This is a genomic window from Hydrogenophaga sp. UC242_50 (genome assembly GCF_042697355.1).
GTDB lineage: Bacteria > Pseudomonadota > Gammaproteobacteria > Burkholderiales > Burkholderiaceae_C > Hydrogenophaga.
In genome coordinates this window covers 1,909,448-1,924,117 of sequence record NZ_CP170553.1, presented here as the reverse complement: position 1 = coordinate 1,924,117, position 14,670 = coordinate 1,909,448, and the positions used below count along the sequence as shown (strand labels likewise).

Sequence of the window (14,670 nt, the reverse complement as noted above, 5' to 3'; positions counted from 1 at the left end):
CCTCCAAGGCTCCCACGATGAAACTCTTCAAATCCCTCCTGATCGCGGCCTTGGCTGCCCTGTCGATGGCCGCCATCGCCCAGGAAGCCACCATCCGCAAGAACCTCGCCGAGCGCCTGCCCAACCTGCCGGCCATCGACGAGGTCAGCAAGACGCCCATGCCGGGCATCTACGAGGTGCGCGTCAACCAGAGCGAGCTGTTCTACACCGACGCCGAAGGCAACTACCTGATCCAGGGTTCGATGATCGACACCAAGGCCCGCGTGGACCTGACCGAGCAGCGCATGGACAAGCTCACCGCCATCGCCTTCAAGGACCTGCCGCTGAAAGACGCCTTCACCATCGTGCGCGGCAATGGCAAGCGCAAGCTGGCGGTGTTCGAGGACCCCAACTGCGGCTACTGCAAGCGCTTCGAGCGCGACCTGATGAAGATCGACAACGTGACGGTGCACGTGTTCCTGTACCCAATCCTGAGCGCCGACTCGGGCGAGAAGTCGCGCAACATCTGGTGCGCCAAGGACAAGGGCAAGACCTTCATCGACTGGATGGTGCGCGACGTGACCCCGCCCTCGGCGACTTGCGACGCGGCTGCCGTGGCGCGCAACTTCGAGTTCGGCAAGAAGGCCCGCATCACTGGCACCCCGACCATCATCTTCGCCAACGGCACGCGCGTGCCCGGCGCCATCGGTGCCGAGCAGATCGAGAAACAGCTCGCGGAAGCCAAGCCTTGAGCACCCGCGCCAGGGCGGCCAAGGCCGCGCGCAACGCGGGCGTGCGCTACACCGTCTCGGTGCTCAGCGCGCACGCCCACCTGTTCGCCGTGACGCTGCGCATCGAGCAGCCCGCGAAGAACCAGCGCGTGGCCCTGCCGGTGTGGATACCGGGCAGCTACCTGGTGCGCGAGTTCTCGCAGAACCTGCAACGACTGCGCGCCTGGCAGAACGGGCAACCCGTCGCCCTCAGGCAGCTCGACAAACACCGCTGGCAGGCCCAGGCCGAGGCCGGCGAGCCGCTGGAGCTGCGGTATGAGGTGTATGCCTTCGACGCCTCGGTGCGCACCGCCTTCCTCGACGCCTCGCGCGGTTTCTTCAACGCCACCAGCCTGTGCCTGCGCGTGCTCGGCCAGGAGGACACGCCGCACGCGCTCGAACTCGTGGGTGGCGAGGCCACCGCCGGCTGGCAGGTCGCCACCGGCCTGACGCCGCAGACCGTGGACGCCCAGGGCTTCGGCCACTACCTCGCCGAGGGTTACGACGAGCTCGCCGACTGCCCGGTGGAAATGGGCCGCTTCTGGAGCGCCAGCTTCACCGCCGGCGGCGTGGAGCACCGCTTCGTGGTGGCCGGCGCGGGCGAGTGGATGGATGGCGAGCGCCTGATCGAAGACACCCGCAAGATCTGCGAGACGCAGATCGCCTTCTGGCACGGCCAGCAGCCCCCGCCTTTCTCGCGCTACGTGTTCATGCTGTACGCCAGCGCCGACGGCTACGGCGGCCTGGAGCACCGCAACTCCACCGCGCTGATCTGCCAGCGCGCCGATCTGCCGCGCACGCCCGCGCCGGGCGAAAAACCCGCCGCCCTCAAGGCCACGGACGGCTACACCACGCTGCTGGGCCTGATCAGCCACGAGTACTTCCACACCTGGAACGTCAAGCGCCTGCGCCCGGCCGAGTTCGCGCGCTACGACTACGACAGCGAGAACCACACCGAGCTGCTCTGGTTCTTCGAAGGCTTCACCAGCTACTACGACGATCTCATGCTGCGCCGCGCCGGGCTGATCGACGACGCGACCTACCTGCAGCTGGTGGCCAAGACCCTCAACCAGGTGCAGCAGACGCCGGGCCGCCTGGTGCAGACCGTCGCCGAGGCCAGCTTCGACGCCTGGGTGAAGTACTACCGCATGAACGAGAACACGCCCAACGCGACGGTGAGCTACTACACCAAGGGCTCGCTGGTGGCGCTGTGCCTGGACCTCACGCTGCGCGCCGAAGGCCACGGTTCGCTCGACGCGGTGATGCGCGAACTCTGGCAGCGCTGCGAAGGCGGCCCGATGCGCGAGGCCGACGTGCTGCGCGCGCTCAAGCGCCTGGGCCAACGCAGCTACGAAGGTGAGATCGCGGCCTGGGTGCACAGCACCGACGAGCTGCCCCTGCCCTCGCTGCTGCAGGACCATGGCGTGAAGGTGGCGCACGACAAGGCGCCGCTGGCGCAGCAACTCGGCCTGCGCGTGAGCGAGACCGGGGGCAGCGTGGTGCTCAAGACCGTGCTGCGCGGCGGCGCGGCTGAGGCCGCCGGCATGGCCGCGAACGACGAGTGGCTGGGCGTGGAGTTCGCGCCCGCGCAGCGCGGCGGCGAGGCCGAGGCCTGGCGCCTCCACAAGCTCGACGAACTGCCGCCCCTGCGCGCGCGGCGCGCCAAGCTGACCGCGCTGGTCTCGCGCGACAAGCGCCTGCTGCGCCTGCCGCTGGACTGGCCCACCGAGTCCTTCACCGTGCGGCTGGCGGTGGGCGATGCGCCCAAGCTCGCCAGCTGGCTGAACTAGCGCCCTCGCTGATCCAGAACGCGCTTGGCCTTGCCCTGGCTGCGTTCGACACCGCCCTCGGGCTTCAACTGCACCATCACGCTGCTGCCCACGAACACCTTGATGTCGTGCTGCAGCAGGCGCGCGGCCCCCTGGGCCTCCTCGCTGTCCGGTGACAGGCCCGAGCGCGTCTCCACCACCACGGTGAGGTCGTCCATCGGCCCCTGGCGCGTGAGCACGCACTGGTAGTGCGCGCTGAGTTCGGCGCGCTTGAGGATGAGCTCCTCGATCTGCGTGGGAAACACGTTGACGCCGCGCACGATCATCATGTCGTCGCTGCGGCCGGTGATTTTCTCCATGCGGCGCATGGGGCGCGCCGTGCCGGGCAGCAGGCGCGTGAGGTCGCGCGTGCGGTAGCGGATGATGGGCAACGCCTCCTTGGTCAGGCTGGTGAACACCAGCTCGCCCAGCTCGCCGTCGGGCACCGGCTCGCCGGTGTCGGGGTCGATGATCTCGGGGTAGAAGTGGTCTTCCCAGATCGTCGGGCCGTCCTTGGTTTCCACGCACTCGTTCGCCACGCCGGGCCCCATCACCTCGGAGAGGCCGTAGATGTCCACCGCGTCGATGCCCATGCGCTGCTCGATCGCCAGCCGCATGTCGTTGGTCCAGGGTTCGGCGCCGAAGATGCCCAGGCGCAGGCTGCTCTCGCGCGGGTCCAAGCCCTGGCGTTCGAACTCGTCGGCGATCGCCAGCATGTAGCTCGGCGTGACCATGATGATGTCGGGCCGGAAGTCCTGGATCAGCTGCACCTGCCGCTCGGTCTGGCCGCCGCCGAAAGGCACCACCGTGAGCCCCAGCTTCTCGGCGCCGTAGTGCGCGCCCAGGCCGCCGGTGAACAGGCCGTAGCCATAGCTCACGTGCACCAGATCACCCGGGCGGGCGCCACTGGCGCGGATGCTGCGCGCCATCACCGTGGCCCAGGTGTCGATGTCCTTGAGCGTGTAGCCCACCACCGTCGGCTTGCCGGTGGTGCCGCTGCTGGCGTGGATGCGCGCGCACTGCTCGCGCGGCACCGCGAACATGCCGAAGGGGTAGCTGTCGCGCAGGTCCTTCTTGGTCGTGAAAGGGAACTTCGCCAGGTCGGCCAGGCTGCGGCAGTCGTCGGGGTGCACGCCGGCCGCATCGAACTTCGCGCGGTACACCGGCGAGTTCTGGTAGGCGTGGCGCAGCGTGGCCTGCAGGCGCTTGAGTTGCAGCGAACGCAGTTCGTCGATGCCGGCTTTTTCGATCGGTTCGAGGGGAAAGGTCTTCATGGCTGCTCGTCCTCGGGAAACACGGTGCCGGCGATCACCGCGCTCTTGCCGCGGAACATCGCAACCACTTCGCCGCGCTGGTTGCTCACCCGCATGTCGTAGATGCCGTGGCGGCCCGACAGCGTCTGTTCGATGCCTTCGCAGGTGAGCACGTCGCCCGCGTGCGCGGGCCGCAGGAACTCGATGCCGCAGCCCGCGGCCACAGCGTTCTTGTTGTGGCTGTTGCAGGCAAAGGCGAAGGTGGAATCGGCCAGCGTGAAGATGAAGCCGCCATGGCAGATCTGGTGGCCGTTGAGATGCAGCGGGCGCACGGCCATGCGCATCACGGCGCGACCGGGTTCGCAGGCCAGCAGCTCCATGCCCATGGTGTCCTTGCTCGCGGTGTCCACCGCGAACATCGTCTCGCCCACCTTGCGGGCCTTGTCTTCGGGGCTCATCCTCATTCGCCCTTGAACTGCGCCGGACGCTTTTCGCGGAACGCCATCACGCCTTCGATGTAGTCGTGCGTGCGGCCCAGGGCCGACTGGGTGTCGCGCTCCACGTCCAGCTGCTGGTCCAGCGTGCGCGTGCCGGCATCGCGCAGCAGGCCGCGCGCTGCGCACCAGGGCCTTGGTGGGCATGGTCGGCCAGGCGCGCGGCCAGGGCCAGTGCCGCGCCCACGCAGTCGTCGGACACGTCCCAGACCAGGCCCCATTCCTTGGCCTGCGTGGCCGGCAGCTTGTCGCCCGTCAGGGCCAAGGCCATGGCGCGCGCCAGGCCCAGGCGCTCGACCAGGAACCAACTGCCACCCGCGTCCGGTATCAAGCCGATCTTGCTGAAGGCCTGGATGAAGCTCGCGCCGGTGGCGGCGATGGCGATGTCGCAGGCCATCGCCAGCGAGGCGCCCGCACCCGCCGCGACGCCGTTGACGGCGGCGATGGTGGGCATGCGCAGCCCCTGCAGGCGGCGCGCCGTGGGGTTGAAGGCCTGCTCGATCACCGGGCCGGGGTCGGCGCGCTTCACCAGATCGGGGCCGGGCTCGAAATCGAATTCGGCCAGGTCGGCGCCGGCGCAGAAACCGCGCCCGGCGCCAGTGAGCACCAGCGCGCGCACCGCCGGGTTGGCCTCGGCCTGGTCCAGCGCGGCCCACAGCTCGCGGTGCATCTGGCGGGTGAAACTGTTCAGGGCTTCGGGGCGGTTGAGCGTGACCAGGGCCACGGCCCCGCGCTCTTCGTACACCACGGTGGCGTTGTTGCTCATGTCGGCGGTCTCCTGCTGTTGTCGTTGGGCGTTGGATCGCAATTTACCATTAACCAACCAATCGGTCGGCTAATGTTTTCCCGGAGGGCGGGCCCGATATAGTGGTGGGCTTTCAACCCGACGCCATTGCCCGAGGAGACACCATGACCGCCGCCACCCCACCCGAATGCATCACCGTGCGCACCGAAGGCCGCGTGGGCATCGTCACGCTCAACCGGCCCAAGCAGCTCAACGCGCTCAACAACCAGCTCATGGACGAGCTGGGCGCGGCGCTCAAGGCCTTCGACGCGGACGAGGGCATCGGCTGCATGGTCATCACCGGCAGCGAAAAGGCCTTCGCGGCCGGCGCCGACATCGGCGCCATCGCCACCTACACCTTCGCCGACGTCTACAACGGCGACTACATCACGCGCAACTGGGAAACCATCCGCGGCATCCGCAAGCCGGTGATCGCGGCCGTGAGCGGCTTCGCGCTGGGCGGCGGCTGCGAACTCGCCATGATGTGCGACTTCATCATCGCGGCCGACAACGCCAAGTTCGGCCAGCCCGAGATCAAGCTGGGCATCATCCCCGGCGCGGGTGGCACGCAGCGCCTGCCGCGCGCGGTGGGCAAGGCCAAGACCATGGACATGGTGCTCACCAGCCGCATGATGGACGCCGCCGAGGCCGAGCGCGCCGGCCTTGTCAGCCGCGTCGTGCCGCTGGACAAGCTGATGGACGAGGCCCTGGGCGCCGCGCTGGTGATCTGCGGCCTCTCGCTGCCCAGCGTGATGGCGGCCAAGGAAGCGGTGAACCGCTCGTTCGAAGGCACGCTGTCGGACGGCGTGATGTTCGAGCGCCGCCTGTTCCACGCGATGTTCGCCACCGAAGACCAGAAGGAAGGCATGGACGCCTTCGTCAACAAACGCAAGCCGGCTTTCCAGCACCGCTGAGCCGTCCAAAAAAACTGTCTATAATGCGCGCTTCGCTGGCGATATAGCTCAGTTGGTTAGAGCGCAGCATTCATAATGCTGATGTCGGTGGTTCAAGTCCACCTATCGCCACCAGCATCTCAAAAAGCGGGTTCCGGCAACGGGGCCCGCTTTTTTCATTTCCGGTCCGTCTCGTCATGGCAATCAAGTCCACCATCTTCAAGGCAAACCTGCAGATCGCCGACATCGACCACGGCTACTACGCCGACCACGCGCTCACCCTGGCCCGCCATCCCAGCGAGACCGACGAGCGCATGATGGTCCGGCTGGTGGCGATGGCGCTGCACGCGCACGAGCTGCAGGACACCTGCCGGGGCGACGGCACGCTGGCTTTCGGCGCCGGCCTCTCCGACCCGGACGACCCGGACGTCTCGTTGACCGATTTCACCGGCCGCAAGCGCCTGTGGATCGAGGTCGGCCAGCCGGAAGACAAGCCGCTGGCCAAGGCCTGCAGCAAGGCCGACGCGGTGGTCGTCTACGCATTCGGCAGCGCGGCCGACGTGTGGTGGCGCGGCATCGAGGGCAAACTCACGCGGCTCGACCGCCTGCAGGCCTGGCGCCTGCCGACCGAGGTGGCGCCCGCGCTGGCCCAGCTCGCCGAGCGCAGCATGCAGCTGCAGGCCACGGTGCAGGAAGGCGCGCTCACGCTCTCCAGCGAGCGCGGCAGCGTGCACATCGAGCCGGTGCGCTGGAAGTAGCCGGCCGGCCTTCGCGCCATGCGCTGCCCCGTTTGCGAAGGCCTTGAGGGCCGGGCGTTCCAGGTCGTCGGCGAGCGCGCCTATGGCCGTTGCGGGCGCTGCGAGGCCACCTTTCTGTTCCCCGAACACCGGCCCTCGCCCGAGGCCGAACGCGCCGAGTACGAACTGCACCGCAACACCGGCGACGACGCGGGCTACCGCGCCTTCCTGGCCCAGGTGCGCAGCACCGCTGCTGCAGCGCCTGGCGCCCGGGTGCAGCGGGCTCGACTACGGCTGCGGCCCCGGCCCGGTGCTGGCCGACCTGCTGCGCGAGGCCGGCCACACGGTGGCCCTGTACGACCCGTTCTTCCACCCCGACACGGGCGCACTGGCCACCCCCCACGACTTCATCACCTGCACCGAGGTGGCCGAGCACTTCCACGACCCCGCCGCCGAGTTCCGCCGCCTGGACGCGCTGCTGCGCCCGGGTGGCTGGCTGGCGCTGATGACGCGCTTCCAGACCGACGACGCGCGCTTCGCGCAGTGGCACTACCGCCGCGACCCGACCCACGTGGTGTTCTACCGCGAGGCCACGCTGCGCTGGCTGGCGCGCCACCATGGCTGGCACTGCGAAGTGCCTGGCGCCAACGTGGTTCTGATGCAGAAGCGCCCCGCCCCCGCGTGAGACAATCGCCCCTCCTCACAGCCTCTGGACACATACCATGAACCGCTGCCGACCCGCCCTCGTGCGCACCCTCGCCGGCCTGAGCACCGCGCTCGCCGCCACCCTCCTCCTGATTCCCGCCAGCGCCGCCCACGCGCAGGCCGTGCAACGCGAGTTCCCGGCCAAGGCGCTGCGCGGCACCATGGTGGTGGTGCAACCGCCACTGGTCGGCCATGGACGACCGCGCCACGCGCTTCGCACCGGGCGCGCGCATCCTCGACAGCACCAACAAGCTGGTGATGTCCTCCACCCTGGTCAACCAGGAACTGGTGGTGAACTACACCCTCGACCAGCGCGGTCAGGTCCACCAGGTGTGGCTGCTGACCGAGGCCGAAGCGAAGGTCAAGCGCCCGGGCTACGGCACGCAGCGCAACTTCGTCTTCGAGTCGCAACAGACCCTGCCCGCCGGCGCGCCGGCCCGCACCACGAACTGAGTCCCCCGGCGCCTGCCGCGGTCACCATGGCCGCGGCCCCGCCCATGGCGCGCGCCCGCGGCGCGACGCCCTTTCCCGAACGGAATTCCCCATGAGCAAAAAAGTCTTCATCAAAACCTTCGGCTGCCAGATGAACGAGTACGACTCGGACAAGATGGCCGACGTGCTGGGCGCCGCGCAAGGCTACGAGCCCACGCAGGACGTGGAAGAGGCCGACCTGATCCTCTTCAACACCTGCTCGGTGCGCGAGAAGGCGCAGGAGAAGGTGTTCAGCGACCTCGGCCGCGTCAAGCACCTCAAGGAAAAGGGCGTGCTGATCGGCGTGGGCGGCTGCGTGGCGCAGCCAGGAAGGCGCCGAGATCATCAAGCGCGCGCCCTATGTGGACGTGGTGTTCGGCCCGCAGACCCTGCACCGCCTGCCGGAACTGCTCAACCAGCGCGCGCGCCAGGCGCTGCCGCAGGTGGACATCAGCTTCCCCGAGATCGAGAAGTTCGACCACCTGCCGCCGGCCAAGGTCGAGGGCGCCTCGGCCTTCGTGTCCATCATGGAAGGCTGCTCCAAGTACTGCAGCTACTGTGTCGTGCCCTACACGCGCGGCGAAGAGGTCAGCCGCCCGTTCGACGACGTGCTGGTGGAGGTCGCGGGCCTGGCCGACCAGGGCGTGAAGGAAGTGACCCTGCTGGGCCAGAACGTGAACGCCTACCGCGGCGCGATGGGCGAGACCAGCGAGATCGCCGACTTCGCCCTGCTGCTGGAGTACGTGGCCGAGATCCCTGGCATCGAGCGCATCCGCTACACCACCAGCCACCCCAACGAGTTCACGCCGCGCCTGATCGAGGCCTACGGCAAGATCCCGCAGCTGGTGAACCACCTGCACCTGCCGGTGCAGCACGGCAGCGACCGCATCCTGATGGCGATGAAGCGTGGCTACACCGCCATGGAATACAAGAGCACCGTCCGCAAGCTGCGCGCGATCCGGCCCGAGTTGGCCATGAGCAGCGACTTCATCGTCGGCTTCCCCGGCGAGACCGAGGACGACTTCCAGAAGATGATGAAGCTCATCACCGACGTGGGTTTCGACACCAGCTTCAGCTTCATCTTCAGCCCGCGCCCCGGCACGCCGGCGGCCAACCTCACCGACGACACGCCGCACGAGGTCAAGCTCAAGCGGCTGCAGCACCTGCAGGCGGTCATCGAGGAGAACGTGCGCCGTATCAGCGCCAGCCGCGAAGGCACGGTGCAGCGCATCCTGGTGGAGGGCCGCTCGCGCCGCCCCGGCAAGAACGGCGAACTCGAGCTGATGGGCCGCACCGAGTGCAACCGCATCGTCAACTTCGACGGCGGCCCCCGGGCCGAGCGCCTGCTCGGCCAGATGCTCGACGTGCGCATCACCGAGGCGCGCCCGCATTCGCTGCGCGGCAGTCTGGAAATCACCCCCGCAGCGCTGCGCGCGACCCCCTCGATGAGGCAACACCTGCCGCCCGGCAAAGCCGGTTCCGCGGTGTTTCTGGATTGAGCACCCCTCGGTGAAACCGCTGCGCTTCTCCTTCCAGCAGCTGCTGCTGGTCGCCTTCCTGCTCATCGGGGCGCTGCTCGGCGTGGCGGCGGTGCGCGCGCTGTTCTCGCTCGAGACCCTGATGGCGCAGAGCCGCGAGAGCGCGGCGCAGGCAATCGCGCTGTCGACCGCCGCGCAGTCGCTCTCCGAGCGCAGCCTGACCATGGAGCGCGCGGCGCGCCAGTCGCTGGTGCTGCGCGACCGGCAGCTGCGCCAGCGCTTCGACGAAGCCGCCGGCAACGCGCGCGACATCCTGCGCCGGCTCGAGGACAACGAACTGCCGCCCGACTTCGCCACCAACTGGCGCGACCGGCTGGACGCGATCACCGTGCTGCTGGACGGCCCGCCCGAAACCGCGCTGGACCGCGAGCGCGAGGTGGCGCAGGCCTTTCGCGAGATCGACGGCCACAGCGCGTCCATCGCGCAGAAGGTGCAGTCCATCATCACCGGCCGCAACGAGGCCCTGCAGGCCCGCTTCGAGACCAGCCGACAGGAACTCACGCAGCAGGTGGTGGGCTCCATCGGCATCGCGGCCATCCTGGCGCTGGGCTTCGGCATCTGGCTCGCGCGGCCGTTCAAGCGGCTGGAGAAGGCCATCCAGGGCCTGGGCGAAAACCGGCTCGACGTGCCGATCGACATTCGCGGACCGTCCGACGTGCGCCGCGTGAGCCAGCAGCTCGAATGGCTGCGCCTGCGGCTGACCGAGCTCGATGCCGACAAGGCGCGTTTCCTGCGCCACATCTCGCACGAACTCAAGACGCCGCTGGCCTCGCTGCACGAAGGCGTGGCGGTGCTGGGCGACGGCGTGGCCGGCGCGCTCAACCCCAGCCAGGCCGAGGTGGTGAACATCCTGCAGCACAACACGCAGCTGCTGCAGCACCAGATCGAGGCGCTGCTGCGCTTCAACGCGGCGGCCTTCGAAGCCCGCCAGCTCAAGCGCGAGCGCACCGACCTGCTGGCACTGCTCGAGGACCAGGTGGACACCCAGCGCCTGCAGTGGCAGGCCCAGTCGCTGAACGTGCGCGTCGAGGGCGTGCCGACCACGATGCCACTGGACCGCGAGAAGATCGCCTCGGCGGTGGGCAACCTGCTGTCCAACGCGATCCGTTTCTCGCCGCCCGGTGCGCACATCCGCCTGGTGCTGCTGGACCTGCCGGGCCGCGCCTGCATCGACATCGTGGACCAGGGCCCGGGCGTGGCCGAGGCCGACCGCGACCGCATCTTCGAACCCTTCTACCGTGGCGAACGGCAACCGAGCGGCGCCGTGCGCGGCACCGGCATCGGCCTGTCCATCGTGCACGAGTACATTCTGGCCCACGGGGGCCGCATCACCCTGCTGCCCCAGCGCCAGGGTGCCCACTTCCGCATCGAACTGCCCCATGCCCATTAGCCCATCCCACCCCACCCACGCAGGGCGCCTCACCGGCCTGGTCGCCGCGCTGGCCCTGTCGCAGGCCGCCTGCGGCACGGCGCCGACCGCGCCCGAGACCGTCGGCAACGGCACGGTGACCATCCAGATGACCAACCCCACGGTCACCGTGGCGCACCGCGCCGCCCCTGGTGACGCCGGTGACGGCCCCACCCTCGCAACCCCCCATGGTGCTCAGCGGTGACACGACCCCGGTGCCCGACGTGGTCACGGCCCTGCTGAGCTACGCCGACCGCTTGCACGCGCTCAGCCCCGCCGACCTCGCCGCCGAGATCGTGGTGCAGGGCGACCCCGGCAACGTGGCGCTGCGCCAGATGCAGCTGGCCCTGGCGCTGACCCACCTGCGCCAGCCGGCCGACACCGCGCGCGCGCTCGGTCTGTTCCAACGCGTGATCGCCCACCCCGGCCCCGAGAGCCTGCCGCTCAAGCCGCTCGCCCGGCTGCTGGCGAACCGCCTGCTGGACCAGCGCAAGCTGGAGGAAACCACGGACCGCCAGGCCCAGCAGTTGCGCGACAGCCAGCGCCGCATCGACCAGCTCAACGAACGGCTGGAAGCCATGCGCGCCATCGAGCGCAGCCTCACCACGCGCCCACCGGCCGCCGCGCCCAACGGCGCGCGCCCCACCACGCCATGAACGCCAGCCCCGAGCGGCCTTCGGCGCCGCGCGCACGGCTGCTGGTTGTCGACGACGACGCCGACATGCTGCGCCTGCTGGCCATGCGCCTGGGCGCGGCGGGCTACCAGGTGACCTCGGTCGGCTCGGCCGAGGCCGCGCTCAGCCAGCTCGACATCGAACGGCCCCAGCTGGTGCTCTCCGACGTGCGCCTGCCCGGGCGCGACGGCCTGGCGCTGTTCGACGAGATCCGCGCGCGCCACCCCTCGCTGCCGGTGATCCTGCTGACCGCGCACGGCACCATCCCCGATGCGGTGGAGGCCACGGCGCGTGGCGTCTTCACCTACCTCACCAAGCCCTACGACGCCAAGGAACTGCTCGAGAAGATCGCGCAGGCCCTGGCCCTGGGCGCGCCCGCGCACCAGAACACCCACGTGGACGAGGCCTGGCGCAGCGAGATCGTGAGCCGCTCCAACCGCATGGCCGACCTGCTGGCCGAGGCGCGCATGGTCGCGCAGTCCGACGCCAGCGTGCTGCTGCGCGGCGACTCGGGCACCGGCAAGGAAATGCTGGCGCGCGCCATCCACAAGGCCAGCGCGCGCGCCAACCGCCCCTTCATCGCGGTGAACTGCGGCGCGATCCCCGAGGCCCTGCTCGAATCCGAGCTGTTCGGCCACATGAAAGGCGCGTTCACCGACGCCGTGGCCAACCACAAGGGCCTGTTCCAGGCGGCCGACGGCGGCACGCTGCTGCTCGACGAGATCGGGGACATGCCGCCGGCCCTGCAGGTCAAGCTGCTGCGCGTGCTGCAGGAGCGCGCGGTGCGCCCGCTGGGCTCGAGCCAGTCGCTGCCGGTGGACGTGCGCATCATCTCGGCCACCCACCGCGACCTGGAAGACGCGATGGCCGCCGGCCAGTTCCGCGAGGACCTGTACTACCGGCTCAACGTGGTCACGCTCACGCTGCCCACCCTGGCCGAGCGGCGCGAGGACATCGCCCTGCTGGCCAACCACTTCCTCGCCCGGCTCGCGGCCAAATACGGCAAGCGCAGCTCGGGTTTCGCGCCCGAGGCGCTCAAGGCGCTCACCCTGGCGGCCTGGCCCGGCAACGTGCGCCAGCTCTACAACGTGGTCGAGCAGGTCTGCGCCCTGTCGACCACGCCGCTGGTCTCGCTCGCGCTGGTGCAGCGCGCGCTGCGCACGCCGTCGATCGAGGTGCTCAGCTTCGCCGACGCCAAGCAGCGCTTCGAGCGCGAGTACCTGGTGGACCTGCTCAAGATGACCGACGGCAACGTGGCCGACGCGGCCCGCCTGGCGCAGCGCAACCGCACCGAGTTCTACCGCCTGCTGCAGAAACACGCCCTGACCCCGGGGCTGTTCAAAAGCGATGCGCCGGGCGCCGCCAGCGACGCTGTCGCCGATGAGTGACAAGGCCAAGCCCTTGTTTTTGCTGGTTTTTTTCTGAACGAAGGCCCAGCCTGTCGCCATTCGGCGACAAAAACGGGGCTTGAAACGCCCGCCAGCGCGGCGAAACGCCGAAAACACATCTGGATACGGGAAAAGTCGTTGATCTGATTGGGTTTTTTCGGGTTGGCACAGGGTTTGCCCTTATACCGGCATGCCCTTCACGATTCGCCCGTTTTTCACCACCCGCCGCCTGCGCGGCTGGGGCGTGCTCGGCGCCCTGCTGGCCTCGTTCTGCGGGGCGTCGGCCCACGCACAGCGTGTGGACTGGGACCAGATCACCCAGCTCGCCAAGGCGCGTGCCCAGCAGCCCTATCAGGCAAACAGCGACAAGCTGCCCGCCGAGCTCGCCACCATCACCTACGACCAGCTGCGCGACATCCGGTTCAAGACCGACCAGTCCGTCTGGCGCGCGCAGAACCTGCCCTTCGAAGCCCAGTTTTTTCACCTCGGCCTGTACCAGACCGAGCCGGTGCGCATCCATGAACTGACGGCCGACGGCACGGTGAACCACCTGCCCTACCGGGGCGCCGATTTCGACTACGGCAAGAACACCTTCGACACCAGCCGCTGGGGCGACCTGGGCCACGCGGGCTTTCGCCTGCACTACCCGCTCAACGGCCAGGCCTACAAGGACGAGCTGATCGTGTTCCAGGGCGCGAGCTACTTCCGCGCGCTCGGCGCGGGCCAGCAGTACGGCCTGTCGGCGCGCGGCCTGGCGATCGACACCGTGGGCGGCAGCGGCGAGGAGTTCCCGCGCTTCTCCGAGTTCTGGCTGCAGCGCCCCGCCGCGGGCGCGACCGAGGTCACCGTGTTCGCGCTGCTCGAATCGCCGCGCGCCACCGGCGCCTACCGCTTCGTGATCCGCCCCGGCCAGCAGACCACCACCACGGTGACCACGCGCGTGTTCCTGCGCGCCGGCGCCGGCCCGGTGAACACCCTGGGCATCGCCCCGCTCACCAGCATGTTCCTCTCGGGCGAGAACCAGCCCATGCCCGGCGACTTCCGCCCCGAGGTGCACGACTCCGACGGCCTGATGATGGTCAGCGGCGAAGGCGAGTGGCTGTGGCGCCCGCTGCAGCGCCCCAAGGCGGTCACGGTCAGCTCCTTCACCCTGCAGAACCCGCGCGGCTTCGGCCTGATGCAGCGCGACCGTGCCTTCGCCAATTACGAAGACGTGGAAGCGCGCTACGAGCGCCGCCCGAGCGCCTGGGTCAAGCCGGTGGGCGACTGGGGCGCGGGCCGTGTGGAGCTGGTGCAGCTGCCCACGCCCGATGAGACGCACGACAACATCGTCGCCTACTGGGTGCCCGCCCAACTGCCTGCCGCCGGCCAGCCGCTGGAACTGAGCTACGAACTGGCCTGGCAGGGCGACACCCAGCAGCGCCCCCCGTCGAGCTGGGTCACCCAGACCCGCAAGGGCTATGGCTTCACCCGCCTCTCGCCGGCCGAGCAGGCGCGCCAGCCGCAGTACGTGATCGATTTCGCCGGCCCCGCGCTGGACAGCCTGCCCGCCGGTGCGCCCGTCAAGGCGGTGGTCACGGCCAACACCAATGGCCGCGTGCTCGAAACCCTGGCCTACCCCAATCCCGCCACGCGCACCTGGCGCGTGACCGTGCGCGTCGAGCGCGTGGACCCGACCCAGCCGGTCGAGCTGCGCGCCTTTCTTCAACACCACAACGACACCGTGAGCGAAACATGGACACATCTGCTGCTTCCCGAATGAGCACGG

The 14,670-nt window shown here is 69.3% G+C and carries 13 protein-coding genes, 1 tRNA gene and 2 pseudogenes; 13 read left to right on the top strand and 3 right to left on the bottom strand.

The genetic code is table 11. From position 1 onward, the window contains the following. Window positions 1–17: 17 nt before the first annotated feature. Both ACFJGX_RS09870 and ACFJGX_RS09865 read left to right on the top strand, forming a co-directional pair. Window positions 18–731: a DsbC family protein gene (locus tag ACFJGX_RS09870; protein ID WP_291120718.1), complete on the top strand. Its 714-nt coding sequence runs from the start codon at window positions 18–20 to the stop codon at window positions 729–731. Next, window positions 728–2,539 (top strand): M61 family metallopeptidase, encoded by a 1,812-nt coding sequence (locus ACFJGX_RS09865; RefSeq protein ID WP_382328309.1) that lies wholly within the window; start codon window positions 728–730, stop codon window positions 2,537–2,539. The genes ACFJGX_RS09870 and ACFJGX_RS09865 overlap by 4 nt, the downstream gene beginning before the upstream one ends. Here ACFJGX_RS09865 and paaK read toward each other — a convergent pair. The 3 genes and pseudogenes from paaK to ACFJGX_RS09850 all read right to left on the bottom strand — a co-directional run bounded on the left by paaK (window position 2,536) and on the right by ACFJGX_RS09850 (window position 5,070). Next, entirely contained in the window at window positions 2,536–3,831 is a 1,296-nt protein-coding gene (gene paaK / locus ACFJGX_RS09860) for a phenylacetate--CoA ligase PaaK (RefSeq protein ID WP_382328307.1), read from the bottom strand. The genes ACFJGX_RS09865 and paaK overlap by 4 nt on opposite strands. After that, on the bottom strand, window positions 3,828–4,268 hold the full coding sequence (gene paaI, locus ACFJGX_RS09855; protein ID WP_382328305.1) for a hydroxyphenylacetyl-CoA thioesterase PaaI: 441 nt from the start codon (window positions 4,266–4,268) through the stop codon (window positions 3,828–3,830). The genes paaK and paaI overlap by 4 nt, the downstream gene beginning before the upstream one ends. 2 nt (window positions 4,269–4,270) lie before the next feature. Next, window positions 4,271–5,070 (bottom strand): annotated as a pseudogene (locus ACFJGX_RS09850) (enoyl-CoA hydratase-related protein). Between the two features lie 143 nt (window positions 5,071–5,213). Here ACFJGX_RS09850 and ACFJGX_RS09845 point away from each other — a divergent pair. The 11 genes and pseudogenes from ACFJGX_RS09845 (at window position 5,214) to ACFJGX_RS09795 (ending at window position 14,664) form a co-directional block, all read left to right on the top strand. Then, window positions 5,214–6,002: an enoyl-CoA hydratase gene (locus ACFJGX_RS09845; RefSeq protein WP_382328303.1), complete on the top strand. Its 789-nt coding sequence runs from the start codon at window positions 5,214–5,216 to the stop codon at window positions 6,000–6,002. A gap of 37 nt (window positions 6,003–6,039) precedes the next feature. Then, window positions 6,040–6,116: transfer RNA gene (locus ACFJGX_RS09840), tRNA-Met, on the top strand. Between the two features lie 62 nt (window positions 6,117–6,178). After that, a complete protein-coding gene (locus tag ACFJGX_RS09835) occupies window positions 6,179–6,739 on the top strand; it encodes a YaeQ family protein (protein WP_291120512.1) in 561 nt (186 codons plus the stop codon). 82 nt (window positions 6,740–6,821) lie between these two features. Continuing rightward, a complete protein-coding gene (locus tag ACFJGX_RS09830) occupies window positions 6,822–7,403 on the top strand; it encodes a class I SAM-dependent methyltransferase (protein ID WP_382328301.1) in 582 nt (193 codons plus the stop codon). Between the two features lie 212 nt (window positions 7,404–7,615). Then, window positions 7,616–7,876, top strand: a complete 261-nt coding sequence (locus ACFJGX_RS09825; RefSeq protein ID WP_382321662.1) for a hypothetical protein — start codon at window positions 7,616–7,618, stop codon at window positions 7,874–7,876. A gap of 91 nt (window positions 7,877–7,967) precedes the next feature. Beyond that, window positions 7,968–9,393 (top strand): annotated as a pseudogene (miaB, locus tag ACFJGX_RS09820) (tRNA (N6-isopentenyl adenosine(37)-C2)-methylthiotransferase MiaB). A gap of 10 nt (window positions 9,394–9,403) precedes the next feature. After that, the gene (locus ACFJGX_RS09815) at window positions 9,404–10,822 is read left to right on the top strand and encodes an ATP-binding protein (protein WP_382328299.1); all 1,419 of its coding nucleotides are present in this window, start codon (window positions 9,404–9,406) and stop codon (window positions 10,820–10,822) included. Then, window positions 10,812–11,045, top strand: a complete 234-nt coding sequence (locus tag ACFJGX_RS09810) for a hypothetical protein (protein ID WP_382328297.1) — start codon at window positions 10,812–10,814, stop codon at window positions 11,043–11,045. Before ACFJGX_RS09815 ends, ACFJGX_RS09810 begins: the two co-directional genes overlap by 11 nt. Next, on the top strand, window positions 11,029–11,496 hold the full coding sequence (locus tag ACFJGX_RS09805; protein ID WP_382328295.1) for a hypothetical protein: 468 nt from the start codon (window positions 11,029–11,031) through the stop codon (window positions 11,494–11,496). The genes ACFJGX_RS09810 and ACFJGX_RS09805 overlap by 17 nt, the downstream gene beginning before the upstream one ends. Continuing rightward, complete coding sequence (locus ACFJGX_RS09800) at window positions 11,493–12,902, top strand: sigma 54-interacting transcriptional regulator (RefSeq protein ID WP_382154692.1); 1,410 nt, start codon at window positions 11,493–11,495, stop codon at window positions 12,900–12,902. Before ACFJGX_RS09805 ends, ACFJGX_RS09800 begins: the two co-directional genes overlap by 4 nt. Window positions 12,903–13,092: 190 nt before the next feature. Continuing rightward, window positions 13,093–14,664 (top strand): glucan biosynthesis protein G, encoded by a 1,572-nt coding sequence (locus tag ACFJGX_RS09795; RefSeq protein WP_382321668.1) that lies wholly within the window; start codon window positions 13,093–13,095, stop codon window positions 14,662–14,664. Window positions 14,665–14,670 lie beyond the last annotated feature (6 nt).